Annotated in this window: 14 protein-coding genes; 5 read left to right on the plus strand and 9 right to left on the minus strand. The window is 34.6% G+C overall.

What is annotated here, in order from left to right; genetic code table 11:
• Window positions 1-15 precede the first annotated feature (15 nt).
• The 3 genes from ACQKMV_RS01910 to ACQKMV_RS01920 all read right to left on the minus strand — a co-directional run bounded on the left by ACQKMV_RS01910 (window position 16) and on the right by ACQKMV_RS01920 (window position 3,838).
• On the minus strand, window positions 16-654 hold the full coding sequence (locus ACQKMV_RS01910) for a response regulator (protein ID WP_427502145.1): 639 nt from the start codon (window positions 652-654) through the stop codon (window positions 16-18).
• Window positions 655-659: 5 nt separating this feature from the next.
• Entirely contained in the window at window positions 660-2,888 is a 2,229-nt protein-coding gene (locus ACQKMV_RS01915) for a sensor histidine kinase (protein ID WP_427502146.1), read from the minus strand.
• A gap of 638 nt (window positions 2,889-3,526) precedes the next feature.
• Window positions 3,527-3,838, minus strand: coding sequence for a hypothetical protein (locus ACQKMV_RS01920; RefSeq protein WP_427502147.1), 312 nt, complete (start codon window positions 3,836-3,838; stop codon window positions 3,527-3,529).
• Window positions 3,839-4,736: 898 nt separating this feature from the next.
• On the opposite strand from ACQKMV_RS01920, the gene ACQKMV_RS01925 reads away from it, so the two are divergent.
• On the plus strand, window positions 4,737-4,916 hold the full coding sequence (locus ACQKMV_RS01925; protein WP_427502148.1) for a hypothetical protein: 180 nt from the start codon (window positions 4,737-4,739) through the stop codon (window positions 4,914-4,916).
• 65 nt (window positions 4,917-4,981) lie between these two features.
• Here ACQKMV_RS01925 and ACQKMV_RS01930 read toward each other — a convergent pair whose 3' ends face one another.
• Genes ACQKMV_RS01930 through ACQKMV_RS01950 form a run of 5 tightly spaced genes read right to left on the minus strand, consistent with a single transcriptional unit; the run spans window position 4,982 to window position 9,314 of the window.
• Window positions 4,982-6,055: an ABC transporter substrate-binding protein gene (locus ACQKMV_RS01930; RefSeq protein ID WP_427502149.1), complete on the minus strand. Its 1,074-nt coding sequence runs from the start codon at window positions 6,053-6,055 to the stop codon at window positions 4,982-4,984.
• Window positions 6,052-6,849 carry an ABC transporter permease gene (locus tag ACQKMV_RS01935; protein WP_427502150.1) on the minus strand — a complete coding sequence of 266 codons (798 nt, stop codon included), beginning with the start codon at window positions 6,847-6,849 and terminating at the stop codon, window positions 6,052-6,054. The genes ACQKMV_RS01930 and ACQKMV_RS01935 overlap by 4 nt, the downstream gene beginning before the upstream one ends.
• Window positions 6,846-7,658: an ABC transporter permease gene (locus tag ACQKMV_RS01940; protein WP_427502151.1), complete on the minus strand. Its 813-nt coding sequence runs from the start codon at window positions 7,656-7,658 to the stop codon at window positions 6,846-6,848. The genes ACQKMV_RS01935 and ACQKMV_RS01940 overlap by 4 nt, the downstream gene beginning before the upstream one ends.
• A complete protein-coding gene (locus ACQKMV_RS01945; RefSeq protein ID WP_427502152.1) occupies window positions 7,648-8,754 on the minus strand; it encodes an ABC transporter ATP-binding protein in 1,107 nt (368 codons plus the stop codon). Before ACQKMV_RS01945 ends, ACQKMV_RS01940 begins: the two co-directional genes overlap by 11 nt.
• A gap of 17 nt (window positions 8,755-8,771) precedes the next feature.
• On the minus strand, window positions 8,772-9,314 hold the full coding sequence (locus ACQKMV_RS01950) for a helix-turn-helix domain-containing protein (RefSeq protein WP_427502153.1): 543 nt from the start codon (window positions 9,312-9,314) through the stop codon (window positions 8,772-8,774).
• Window positions 9,315-9,720: 406 nt separating this feature from the next.
• Here ACQKMV_RS01950 and ACQKMV_RS01955 point away from each other — a divergent pair, with 406 nt between their 5' ends.
• From ACQKMV_RS01955 to ACQKMV_RS01970, 4 genes are all read left to right on the plus strand, one after another.
• A complete protein-coding gene (locus ACQKMV_RS01955; protein ID WP_427423623.1) occupies window positions 9,721-10,263 on the plus strand; it encodes a peroxiredoxin in 543 nt (180 codons plus the stop codon).
• A gap of 100 nt (window positions 10,264-10,363) precedes the next feature.
• A complete protein-coding gene (locus tag ACQKMV_RS01960) occupies window positions 10,364-10,816 on the plus strand; it encodes a TlpA family protein disulfide reductase (RefSeq protein ID WP_427423624.1) in 453 nt (150 codons plus the stop codon).
• A 434-nt stretch (window positions 10,817-11,250) separates the two neighbouring features.
• Window positions 11,251-11,913: a potassium channel family protein gene (locus tag ACQKMV_RS01965; RefSeq protein WP_427423926.1), complete on the plus strand. Its 663-nt coding sequence runs from the start codon at window positions 11,251-11,253 to the stop codon at window positions 11,911-11,913.
• A 6-nt stretch (window positions 11,914-11,919) separates the two neighbouring features.
• Window positions 11,920-12,399, plus strand: coding sequence for a hypothetical protein (locus ACQKMV_RS01970; protein WP_427502154.1), 480 nt, complete (start codon window positions 11,920-11,922; stop codon window positions 12,397-12,399).
• Between the two features lie 207 nt (window positions 12,400-12,606).
• Here ACQKMV_RS01970 and ACQKMV_RS01975 read toward each other — a convergent pair whose 3' ends face one another.
• Complete coding sequence (locus ACQKMV_RS01975) at window positions 12,607-13,869, minus strand: dicarboxylate/amino acid:cation symporter (RefSeq protein WP_427502155.1); 1,263 nt, start codon at window positions 13,867-13,869, stop codon at window positions 12,607-12,609.
• Window positions 13,870-14,005: the final 136 nt, after the last annotated feature.

Consider the following 14,005-nt stretch of genomic DNA (forward strand, 5'->3'; position numbering starts at 1 on the left):
AACTAAAAGACATTATTAAAATTGAGTACGATTGTTACTTAAAATTTTTGCAACTGCCTCAGAACGAGAATTTACACATAGCTTTTTATATATTTTGGTTAAATTATATTCTACGGCACGAATACTCATAAAAAGTTCATCCGCAATTTCTTTATTGCTGGCTCCTTTAGCTAAATTTTCTAAAATATCCATCTCTTTTTGTGAAAATTCTTGCTGTTGCTCAGCAACTAAAAATCCTTGAGATATGTTAGATGGTAACGAACGAATTAACATTTCCCTTGGAATCATTACATAACCCTTTAGTACAGCTTGTATATTTATCATTAATTCCTGATAGGATGCAGATTTGCTTATAATACCGCAAATTCCCAACTCGATTAGAGTATTCAACTGACAGGAATAATCAAATCCTGTATAAAGTATGATTTTAGCATCCGAATGAGTAAGTAAGATTTTTTTTGATAATTCGATGCCAGAGCAGTTAGGCATATTAATATCCAATAAGTAAAGATCAAATGATTTTTTCTTGATGCCTTGTATGACCTGCTGCCAACTTGATAGATAAGTAATATTATAATCTGATACTTCCTCTAGTATATTTTTAGTGCCGAGACCAACCATTGGATGATCGTCTACAATTAATAGCTGAATCAATGTTCTCACCTCGGAATTGTTATTAAAATTTGTAATCCTTGAGTAAGTTCCGTAATAAATTCAATTTCTCCGTCTAAAATATGAATACGTTCTTTTATACCGATTAATCCAATATGATTCTCATTATACTGCTCACTTATATTGTCCATCCCTATACCATTATCCTTATAATCTAAGAAAATATAATGATCATCCTCCCACATTTCTATGGATACTAATGTGGCATTAGAATGCTTTTCAGCATTGGTAAGCAGTTCTTGAAGTACACGGTAGATAGAAATTGTTAAATTATGATTATTTGCGTAGTTAGAAAGTTGAAATTCATATCGTAGGCTAAAACTAGCTTTCGCTTGTTTCTTTTTACAAAGATTTTCTAACGATCCGATAAAATTTGTATTTAACAAAAAGTTGGGACGTAACTCACTACAGGTATCTCTAATTTGTTTAATAACATCCAATAAACCGTTCTTGATTTTATTTAATGTTTCTAAGTCATCCTTCTGTATAGAGCTTGTTTTTTGTATAAGCAGATCTAATTTCTGATACCAAATTGTTTGATCTTGTAAAGTGGAATCATGTAAATCTGACGCCAATCGTTTACGTTCCTGTTCACTTAATTGCAATAAAAATCGAGTAAGAGTGTTTGAAGATTGATGATTGGTTGTGTCTCTATTTTCGATTGTCTCAATTATATTTTTTACTATATTTAAGTTTTCAAAGACCAATCTTACGTATTTAACAATATTTATTAACCACATTTTTTCATGTAAATTGATCATCGTGTTATTTCTTTTTCTGCTAATCCAAATATACGTACCTATTTTATGATGTTCATAAAGCTGAATGCCAAGATAATTTGGGTGGTCAATTAATATATCTGTATGATTATTTTTAAGCTTAAGTTTAATAGAATCTGCAAGTATAATTTCTGTATTATTTTGGATGAAATCAAAGCATTGGTACTCGGTAGTTTCATAATTTATTCGAATCAATAGTAGAATTTGAGGATCTAATGTCTCTTTGATTTGATGCAGTAATAAATCTTCTAAATCATCTTCTTTGATAACAGAAGCTAGTTTTTGTGAAAATTCATTTAAATTTTTAGAAAAAAAGGATTGATGATAAAGTAAACTATCTTTTAATTGAAAATCTAGTTTTTCTTTTAGAAATAATGTCACAATATTGATGGTAAGTATTACGAGAAATAAAATTATAAAATACAAAATAATATTTCCTGAGTAGAATCTTTCACTGATAATGAAAATTGTTAAGATAAGAGTGGGGGTAAATGTTAAAAATACATAATATGGAATTTGTTTTGATATAAAATTAATATCTATTAAACGATTAGTCAACACAATATATGTGTAACCAATAGGAATAATAAATATCGTAAAAGCTGCTAGATCATCTTGTATATAAGGTAGTCTAAAGATAAATGGAACTGCATGTAAAAAAATAAAAGGTACAAATGCACAAACATTAATTAATATTAACCATTTTAAAAATATCTCATGATGAGAACCTTTAGTAGTTAAGTAAAAATAAATTAGTAGCAAAATTGAAAAACAAATATTGAAACAGAAGTAGCTGATAACAAGTATGGTGTTGAAAGCATCTAAATTATTTATGAAGAAAAGAGTTAATAATTTTGAAATAATAATAATCAAACAGATAAATCCATTTATTTTATAAAAAATATCCCATTTGATTTTAATACCCTTTTCTAACAACAGTATTCGAATGAACTGTGTCAGAAAAAGAGAGCCTAAGGGGAAAAATACACTAATAATAATACTGGAAACATTATCTCCTCTTCCAGATTCTGTCGAGGCAAAAAAACTGAGAGTCACTGATAATAGAAATCCAGTTAAATAAAAAGCAACTTTACTATTTTGTTGATAGATAAAAAGAGTCAGAATGAAAATTGTTAAGGAAAATATGCTAGGAATGATAATTTCTTGAAAGGTGTATTTAACAGAATCGGGTGGTGCTTGTATGTACTGTATTTTATTGTTTCTTATAATCTTTATAGTGGAACCATGAACAAAGCAATTATTACGTTTGAGATGAGTATTGATCGTAGTCACATTGATCTCATCTACCTCTAAGATAGTATCACCGATAGCGAGATATGAATAGCGAGCCCAGCCATCGTTATCATAGATATTGGATATGGTGATTTGGCCATTTTTATTATACTGTACATCTATGCCGATATATGGTTTCAACATAGTAAATATTAAAAAAAAGTGGGATAAGAAGAATATTAATTGTAAAAATAGGATTTTTTTTTATTACTCATCATATAACCCTCTCCAAATAAAAAATTTGCGGTTATTACTAATAGATTTGCGGTTAATACACACTCCCTTTATATTATCATAACAAGCGTGTTGATTAGGAAAAAATAGGTTTATTATTGAGTGATAAAAGGATTTTTCCGATGCTATTTTGCTAATGTATTTCCATTTTTAACTGATTGTAGCGTAGGGCTACTCGACTCCCGCGGGAAAGCGAAGCGACAGCAACGTAGCGGAGGAAGCGGCTCGACGCTCGCCCGCAGGAAAGCGAGTAGCCCGTAGCGGAAATCAGAGCCTTCAAATTAATCAAGGTTGATAAAAATGGTTAATCAACACGTGTGATAAAATAATAATTAATATTTAATTTTTTAGTATTTCGCAGAATCAGAAGTATATCCTGTAAATACTATTTTTGATGAAAATCGGTTGACTGTATGATAAGTTAAACCTTCCCATACATTAGTACCTGATAAATCAGTAGTCTTAACTGTAGAAGTAGCTTTAGAAGGGGTTACTTTCAATACTGTAGTTAGCATAATTCCCTTGAATATAACTTAAGCCCGCAGTTCTTATTGATGTTTGTGCGATATTATATCGAAAATACCACCGTCTTGAGATATCCCGGTGCTCTTAACTTTTCCTTTCGCATATGAAATTTTTGTACTTCCATTTGTATATCTGAGAGCTTCGTTTGCCCTAGTTAAAGACTCACCACCAGGGAAAGTAATAGTACTAGGATAGTTTTCAGTTTCGAAAGATTCCCAAGCCTTATCCCAATCTACTTCATCATTCGATTCATTTGCTTCAGCAAAAGAGTTACTTCCAGCTGATAAAACAAAACCTGCAATTAAGAATGGTGTTAACAATTTTTTGATTGTCATATAAATTCGCCTCTTTTCTTTTTTGTGATGTGAATACCATACCATTTGCTATAAAAGTTTTAAAATCAACTTTTGCTATTTTATTAACAAAAATTGATAATTCAGATAATTTGACTTAATTCATTCCTTAATGTTTTAAAGTGATGTTCAAATTAGATTAAAAAGGGGATGATGCTTTACTGCCAATTTAACAGAGGGCTTTTCTTAGATTTTTTTGTTTTCATCACTACTCTCCTGCGTTTCTTTTTTTTGCTTATGTTAGTACAAAACCATCAGCTATAAATTTTCAAAATCATTTTTTGTAGGTTTTTCTACAAATTCTGAGAATTGAAGAGCAATCAGCTACAACTCTGGTATTCACACATGTTACATACAGAATAAGGTGCTTTAAACATGCAGATTATAGGTGACCACAACGGAGTCTTTGAACAAGGGAGATTGTTATTCCTAAAGTTTTTATTAGCAATGTGGCATATCATTTATATTAAAGTATGGATTTTAAAATTCTTACTAGAAATCTTATGTATCAAGCGTGTTGATTAGGAAAAAATAGGTTTATTATTGAGTGATAAAAGGATTTTTTCGATGCTATTTTGCTAATGTATTTCCATTTTAACTGATTGTAGCGTAGGGCTACTCTACTCCCGCGGGAAAGCGAGACAGACGAGACCCTGCAAGGAGCGAATGTTTTCTGTGCGAAAGCGCGAGTGCTAACGTAGCGGCAGCGATGTTTTATCCGTGCGAAAGTGCAACGACAGCAACGACACCAGCGGAGGAAGCGGCTCGACGCTCGCCCGCAGCGGAAATCAGAGCCTTCAAATTAATCAAGGTGGATAAAAATGGTTAATCAACACGTGTGTTATCATAACTGTAAACAAATTGAGAGGAAGGGAATACTATGATAATGATTACGGTTCATACATTACTCACAAATTCTAATAAAGATGAAATTAATTTACAACAATTACAGATAGCAAATGATCTTTCAGCTTCTGAGCTAAATATTATCCAAGAGGTAGTACAGAATACTGATAAATCAGATGTAATCCAAAAATCATCGACATGGCTTCCTCGATAAAAAATGCTTCTTTTCAACAAAAAAAGTGATGAAAAACAATTTTGTTTTTCATCACTTTTTTTAATCTATCGAATACTCATTTTAAATTTTAAAAACAGCTCATTGTATTTGCCTAAATAATCAGGGCCTAGATTTTTATATACCTCTAATGTTTCGCGTTGTTTTTTAGAAGGATAGAAGCGTTCATCAGATACAACTTTCTTATCCATTAATTTCATCGCTGCAATATTTGGGGTAGAGTAGCCTAGATAATTAGCATTTTTAGCACCGGATTCAGCTTTAAGCATAAAATTGATGAAGGCATGTGCACCATCAATATTTTTTGAAGTTTTTGGGATGACCATATTGTCAAACCATAAGTTTGAGCCTTCCTTTGGTACAGCAAAGTCTAAATCTTCATTTTCTGACAACATATCTGCTGCTTGACCAGACCAAGTGAGTGCCACAGCTGCCTCGTTGTTAATCATCAGAGGTGTAATTTCATCCCCGATAATGGCTTTAACATTTGGTGCTAGTGTGATTAGTTTATCAGTAGCTTTACGTAGCTCCTGTTTATTTAAAGAGTTGAGTGAGTAGCCAAGACTGTTTAAGCCCATACCAATTACCTCACGTGCGCCGTCTACTAAAAAGACTTTACGTTTTAACGATGGGTCCCATAAGTCCTCCCAAGATGAGAAGTCAAGCTTTCCAACGAGCTTTGGATTATAGACAATGCCGACTGTTCCCCAGAAATATGGAACAGAATATTTATTGTCATCATCAAATGGTAGGTCTAAAAAATAAGGATCGATATTTTTTAAATTAGGGATTTTAGATTTATCTAAAGGAATAAGTAAGTTTTCTTCCTTCATTTTTTCAATCGTATATTCAGAGGGTACTGCAATATCGTAAGCTGTACCACCTTGTTGAATTTTTGTCATCATCGCTTCATTGGAATCAAACGTTTCATAAATGACGTGAATGCCTGTTTCTTTTTCAAATTGCTTCAGCAAATCAGGGTCAATATATTCTCCCCAGTTAAAGATTGTTAACGTATCTTTACCACTTTTCCCACCGCCAGCACTTAGAGCGTCAGCAGCATAGAACAAAAGGGCGGAAACGACAAGAATAGCGATTGTTGCTTGAATTAATTGCTTCATTGAGTTCCCCCCGTTCTTTTACTAGCTCGGCTTGTAATGAAGTAATAGCCAACTACGATGATAACCGTAACAAAGAATACTAAACCAGAAATAGCGTTAACCGTTAAGGAAATACCGGCACGGGCCATAGAGTAAATTTCAACAGATAAAGTACTAAAGCCGTTACCTGTCACGAAAAACGTTACCGCAAAATCATCTAGAGAATACGTTAGGGCAAGGAAGAACCCTGCAAAAATACCAGGTTGAATATACGGTAAAATAACACGCATCATGACATCTTTTTTCGTTGCACCTAAATCCAATGCAGCATCGATTAATGATTTATTCATTTCTAATAGTTTCGGTAGGACCATTAGTACAACAATTGGTACACTAAACGCTACATGTGCTAATAACACAGAAGTAAAGCCTAATTTAATACCGATCATTGTGAATAAAATTAAAAAGCTTGCACCAATAATGACATCCGGGCTAACAATTAACACATTGTTTAAAGAAAGTAGGGTATTGCGCATTTTGGAATCTTTTATAGTGACAATGCCAATAGCTCCTAGTGTCCCAATGATTGTAGAAATCAATGCAGAGAGTAAAGCCACGATGACTGTATTAATTAAAATAACGAGTAAACGTGAATCCTCAAACACCGCTTTATAATGTTCTAACGTAAAGGACTCAAAATTATTCATCGATCCGCCACTATTGAATGAATAGAAGATTAAATAGAAGATAGGTGCATACAAAACGATAAAAACAATCGCTAAATACACTCTTGCTGTAGCAGATAGTTTTTTCATCGTACGCGACCTCCTTTATCCTTTTTCTGTCCTGTAATTAGCATAACGATGACCATAAATAAAATTAAGAAAACAGCAATTGTTGAACCCATTCCCCAGTTTTGGGTTACAAGGAATTGTTGTTCAATAGCTGTACCAAGTGTAATAACACGGTTTCCTGCAATTAAACGAGTAATCATGAAAAGTGATAATGCAGGAATAAATACAACTTGAATACCTGATTTAACACCGTCCATTGTTAAAGGCAATATAACGCGACGGAATGTAGTAAAGGCAGATGCCCCTAAATCACGTGCTGCATAAATAAGAGCCGGATTTAAACGATCCAAGGAGTTGAAAATCGGTAAAATCATAAATGGAATAAAAATATAAACGGATACGAACACAAAGCTAATGTCAGTGAATAGCATTTGCTTCGGATCAAAACCAAATACTTCGATAAACGCATTTAATGGGCCGTGCAAGCCGAAAATCCCGATAAAAGCATATGTTTTTAACAAAAGATTAATCCAAGAAGGAATAATAATTAGTAAAAGCCAAAGTTGCTTATATTTCGTTTTTGTTAAAAAATAGGCTGTTGGATACGAAACAAGTAACGTAAAGAACGTAATTAAAAACGCATACCAGAATGAACTTAATGTCATTTTTAAATAGACAGAAGTAAAGAATGCTTTATAGTTATCGAGCGTGAAATTGCCATGTATATCTAGTAGGGAATAGTAAACAACAAGTGCAATCGGTGCGATAACGAAAAATGCAATCCATAAAACGTAAGGAAATAAGGCTGATTTCGAAGTCTTAGTTTGCATCTTCGTCGTCTCCATACGCCTCTAAACGCTTATCGAATTCTTCTTCTGTTTCATTTAAGCGCATTACATGAATTGCTTCAGGATCAAAGTCTAAGCCAATTTCTGTCCCTACCTCAGCTTTTTTCAATGAATGTACAAGCCATTCATTCCCATCTGTGTCATACGTGGATAATTCATAATGCACCCCACGGAACAATTGAGTATCAACTTTAACGACAAGTTTTCCTTTGTCGATTGTTGTCATTTCTAAATCCTCTGGGCGAATGACAATATCAATTTTTTCATTTGGCTTCATACCTTGGTCAACACATTCAAAAACTTTACCAGCAAATTCTACTTTGAAATCTTCAATCATCACGCCAGGAACAATATTTGATTCACCAATAAAATCAGCAACGAAGCGGTTAATTGGCTCATCATAAATATCTACCGGTGTACCAGATTGTTGAACTTCACCTTCACTTAGGACAAATATTTCATCACTCATGGCAAGTGCTTCTTCTTGATCGTGTGTGACAAATACAAATGTTTTTCCAAGTCGCTGTTGTAACTCTCGTAGCTCATACTGCATCTCTGTACGTAGTTTTAAATCTAAAGCAGAAAGAGGCTCATCGAGTAAAATTACTTCAGGATCATTTACAATCGCACGAGCAATAGCTACACGTTGACGTTGACCACCAGACATTTCAGAAATTTCACGATTGCTATAGCCTGCTAAGTTAACGAATTTTAATGCTTCCGCAACACGATTTTTAATTTCACTTTCAGGAAGTTTTTTTATGCGAAGTCCAAATGCGACGTTTTCAAAGACATTTAAATGAGGAAATAACGCATAATCCTGAAAAACTGTGTTTACTTGACGTTCATTTGCTGGTACTGAGTTGATTTTTTTATCATGAAAATAGATATCTCCTGTAGTCGGTTCTGTGAATCCAGCAATCATACGTAAAATAGTTGTTTTACCACAACCAGAAGGACCTAGTAGTGTATAGAATTTCCCTTTTTCTAGCTCCAAGTTAATGTTTTTTAAGACGACCGTGCCGTCATTATAGGACTTTGAAACATTTTCAAAGCGGATAATCGAATTCGTTGTCATAGATGTGCCTCCTTAAGCTATAAATATGAATCCGTTGCGACAAGCAAAATTTTTGTTTCATCAGCATGTGCATTAAAAATTTGATGATGATCTGTCGCGTCAAAATAGAGAGCATTGCCTTCACTTGCTATATACTGCTCATTTCCTAAAACGAGACGAATACGCCCTTCGACAACATAAATAAATGTTTCTGAGAGCGAGGGCTCAAATTGTTTGAATTCACCATCAGCAGCAAATGTTAAGAAAATAGGCTCCATCTCTTTTTCATTTGATGTAGGAATGAGCCATTGAATCTCATATTTTTTTTCTTCATCTGAATAAATGGATTGATCATCCTCTGTATATACAACCTTTTGTTCAGGTGCTTCATCATCGAAAAATTCCTTAGGGGTTGACCCTAAAACTTCTAATAGTGAAAATAATGTTTCAATGGAAGGTGAATTTAGATCACGTTCTAATTGTGAAATATACCCTTTACTTAAATCTGTACGTTCTCCAAGTTCCTCTTGGGTAAGACCCTTTTTTAAACGAAGCGCTTTGATTTTTGCTCCTATTTGCATCTTTTCCCTCCTAGAAGAAGTTTAGCAATCATAAACTTTTGAAATATGAAGTTTACTTTAACGAAACTTTTAGTTTACTAAAACCATTACAATTATACATAATAATAAAGAATTTGCAATCGTTTTTTATGAAAAAAAAGTAGATATAATTTTTAGAAATTATACATAAATATCGCGTAGAAAAATTTCGTTTAAATTAGAATAAAATTGTTAAAAGTAGCTAATAAATAGGCTGTAGTAGCTATTCCATTTGGGGATTTGACGAAAATTTGTCAGATAATTTAATATGAGCACTATTGGGAAGTTTACTTGTTTGAAAAACTACGATTACTCTGCTATCGTAGAAGACGAGTTCGCTGGTGCGAATGGAATATATACACTACATATTTAATCGGAGGGATTTATTATGGCAGAACGCATGGTAGGTAAACAAGCACCTGACTTTACAATGGAAGCAGTACTTCCAGACAAATCTTTTGGTAAAGTATCATTAGAAGACATTAAAGCACAAGATAAATGGACAGTTCTTTTCTTCTATCCAATGGACTTCACTTTCGTATGTCCAACAGAAATCACTGCAATGAGCGATCGTTACGATGAGTTTGAAGACTTAGATGCAGAAGTAGTCGGTGTTTCTACTGATACAATCCACACTCACTTAGCTTGGATTAACACTGACCGCACTAAAAATGGTCTTGGTGAGTTAAAATATCCATTAGCAGCAGATACAAATCACCAAATTTCAAAAGAATATGGTGTTTTAATTGAAGAAGAAGGTATCGCACTACGCGGCTTATTCATCATCAACCCAGAAGGCGAATTAAAATACCAAACAGTATTCGATAACAACATCGGCCGTGATGTAGATGAAACTTTACGTGTACTTCAAGCTTTACAAACTGGTGGTCTTTGCCCAGCAAACTGGCGCCCAGGTCAAGCAACTCTATAATTAAAGACTTGGCAAAATTGATTATTTAACAAATAAAGAGTCCCCACAAACTTGCTGTGGGGATTTTTTTAAACTTGATATAAATAAAGGAGAATGTTTTATGAAACTTCGTGAACAAATGCCTGAACTTGTAGGCGCAACGACTTGGTTAAATGGTGAAGTAACAAAAGCGGATTTAGTAGGTGAAAAACCAACGTTAATCCACTTCTGGTCAGTTAGTTGCCATTTATGCAAAGAAGCAATGCCGGATGTGAACAATTTCCGTGATCAATACAAAGATGAGTTAAACGTTATTGCAGTGCACATGCCACGTTCTGAGGAAGATACAGATTTAGAAACAATCAAAGCGGTAGCAGCAGAGCATGATATTGTTCAACCAATCTTTGTTGATAGCGAATTAAAGCTAACGGATGCATTTGAAAACCAATACGTACCAGCATATTTTGTTTTCGATAAAGATGGTCAGCTTCGTCATATGCAAGCCGGTGGTAGCGGAATGAAAATGCTAGAAAAACGTGTAAATCGTGTTTTAGATGAAATGCGTAATGCATAAAATAGCAGATTAAGAGGCGAGGATATTTTATTCCTCGTCTTTTTTTATGGAGAATCTTCGGGAGGGAATCGGAGAGTATCCTAGTTACCTGAGTAGAAAAATCGGGTGGAACGTTCATAATCCGACCCGAGCGAAAAAGGGAGTAATCCGATCAAATTAAGGCGTGACCCGAACGAAAAAGAGGTTACCCTGATCACTTGATTGGATAACCCGAGCAGTTTTGGTGCAAACCAGATCACTTTCTCGTGCAACCCGAGCAGTTTTGAGGCTAATACGATTATTTCCTAACGACAACCGAACAAAAAAGCTACTAGGTAGAACGATCCTGTTCAAGAGATGTCTTTTATTGACGAATAGTTTCTTGTTTTGACGATACATATAGCAGAGAATGCGTTACAATAATGGTATAGTAGTTTTCGGAGGGATTTTTAATGATGAAAAAAGAGTTTGCTGTCATTGGACTTGGACGTTTTGGAGGAAGCATTGTTCGCGAACTAATGAGTCAAGGTGCACAAGTTATGGCGATAGATAATTCCTCAGAGCGGGTGGACGAGTTTGCTTCCATTGCCACACAGGCCGTTATCGCAGATTCGACAGATGAATCGGTATTAAATTCATTAGGTATTCGTAATTTTGAGCATGTTATCGTAGCCATTGGTGAAGATATTCAAGCTAGTATTTTAACAACCATTATTTTAAAAGAAATTGGTGTTCAGCAGATTACTGTAAAGGCTCAGAATGACTACCATGAAAAAGTTCTGCGTAAAATTGGTGCAGATTTTGTCGTGCATCCTGAGCGCGATATGGGGATACGTATTGCCAATAATATGCTGTCTAATACAGTGCTTGATTATTTGGAGCTTTCAGATGAACATTCAATTATGGAGCTTAAGGCCAATGATGCGATTGCGGGTAACTCTGTTATGGATTTAGATATTCGTGCAAAGTACGGGATTAATATTGTAGGTCTTAAGCGTGGTTCAGATATCATCGTATCTCCGCAAGCGAGTGATAAAATTTTGCTAGGAGACATTATGCTTGTTATTGGAGCTGATGTAGATATTAACCGCTTTGTCAAAAAGGCATTGAATGGGTAATGAAAAATGAATAAACGAAGATGGAAACTAGTAATATTTGTTGCAATTATTCTTATTGGCGCTTTTACATTGCAGTTTCGAGAAAAAAATGAGGAAGAGGCTATTTCTCACATTTTAGATCACACAGCAGAAATTGATGCAATCGAGCTATTTAAAGGAGAACAATCTTTATTTAGAGCAACTGGTCAAGATGCAACAGCCTATATTGAAAAATATCCTCTAAGCCATGTTAAGAAACTAAGTAAAAAAGAACGATCTATATTTGAAGAAAAACCACTCTATCATATTGTCTACGAAATTAAAGGAAAGCCTTTATATGAGGTGGATATTTTAAAGGTCGCTATTAGCTCTGAGCTAAGTGAAGAATTACAGCAGATGGTTTTTAATGTTGGAGATCAGCAATATTCGATCTATTGGGCAAAAGAGAAAAAAGCACTTGAGCAATCAACAAATACGCAACGTTTGCTTGAACAATATGCTAAATAAAAAGGGTAGTGAAACAGCAAACTAGCTGTTATCACTACCCTTTCTTGTAGTTAAGGAAAATATAGATTTTTTGCCTGTGAATACCCTAGAACATAGTAGGCGTCTAGGCTAAAGTGCTACATCCTTTAGGCGCTTCGATTCCTCGGACAAAAGTGGTGGAGCGTTTACTTTTGCTTCGGGCTCTCCAGCACTTTAGCGCATTTGTTCTTAGGACACAATAGTATTTTTTCCTTGAAGTGCACGTTCTTGCATTTCTATATCAAACTCTTTTTCGGATTTCGATACAACTACACAAGCTACACCGTTACCAATTAAATTTGTTACGGCACGTGCTTCAGACATGAAGCGGTCAACACCAATTAATAGTGCAATCCCTTCGACTGGAATCATTGGGAAAGCAGCAAGTGTAGCTGCTAATGTGATAAAGCCAGAACCTGTTACACCAGCGGCACCTTTAGATGTAATCATTAATATCCCAAGAAGTGTAATAATTTGAATCCACGTCAAATCCATTCCGTATGCTTGTGCAATAAATAATGCAGCCATTGATAGGTAGATGGACGTTCCATCAAGATTAAAGGAATAACCGGTAGGTACTACTAATCCAACAACTTGCTTGGAGCAGCCAAAGTTTTCTAATTTACGCATCATAGATGGCAAGGCAGATTCAGATGATGAAGTACCAATTACTAAGAAAATCTCTTCTTTTATATAAGCGATAAATTTAAAAATGTTGAAGCCGAAGAATTTTGCGATCGTTCCTAAAACAAAGACTATGAATAAGAACATTGTAATGTATACTGCAGCCATTAATAGACCTAAGTTGCTTAACGATTTCAAACCAAAATTACCAATTGTATAGGCCATTGCACCAAAAGCACCTATTGGAGATATTTTCATCACCATACTTACGATTTTGAAGAAAATTTCTGCCACTTGTTCAAAAAATGTGATGACAGGTTTTGCAGGTGCGCCAATAGAAGCAGCAGCTAAGCCGAACAAGATTGCAGAGAATAACACAGGAAGTAATTGTCCTGTTGCAAGTGCACCTACAACGTTTTCAGGAATAATGCTAGAGATGAAAGCACCTAAGCCTTGCTCAGACTCTGCTGCAGCAGTTGTATATTTTGAGATATCGGCTTCGGCAGCACCTGATGTATCTAAACCTGTACCAGGGCTAACGATTAATGCAACAGCAATACCAATTGCTAAGGCAACGGTAGAGACAATTTCGAAATAGAGTAACGCCTTGCCTCCGATTTTACCAACCTTTTTCATATCTCCCATACTACCGATTCCGATTACTACTGTTAAAAAGATAATAGGGGCGATTAACATTTTAATTAGCTTAATGAATAAGTCTGCCAGAATTTTTAGGCTTGCTCCAAACTCAGGGAAGATAGCCCCAACAATCACCCCTAGAATGATCGCAGCTATAACCTGAACGGTCAGATTTTTCAGTAATTTCATTTTATGCTACCTCTTTTCTAAAATTTTCTCTTTGATATCGTTTTCACTAGAATTATCATAGCGAATCCTTTTAGAAAAAAGAGATTTAGAAAATAAGAAACATATCGTTCATTAAGTACATTCATCCATATTTTAA

It is taken from the genome of Lysinibacillus sp. NPDC094403 (assembly GCF_050278745.1).
Lineage (GTDB): Bacteria > Bacillota > Bacilli > Bacillales_A > Planococcaceae > Lysinibacillus.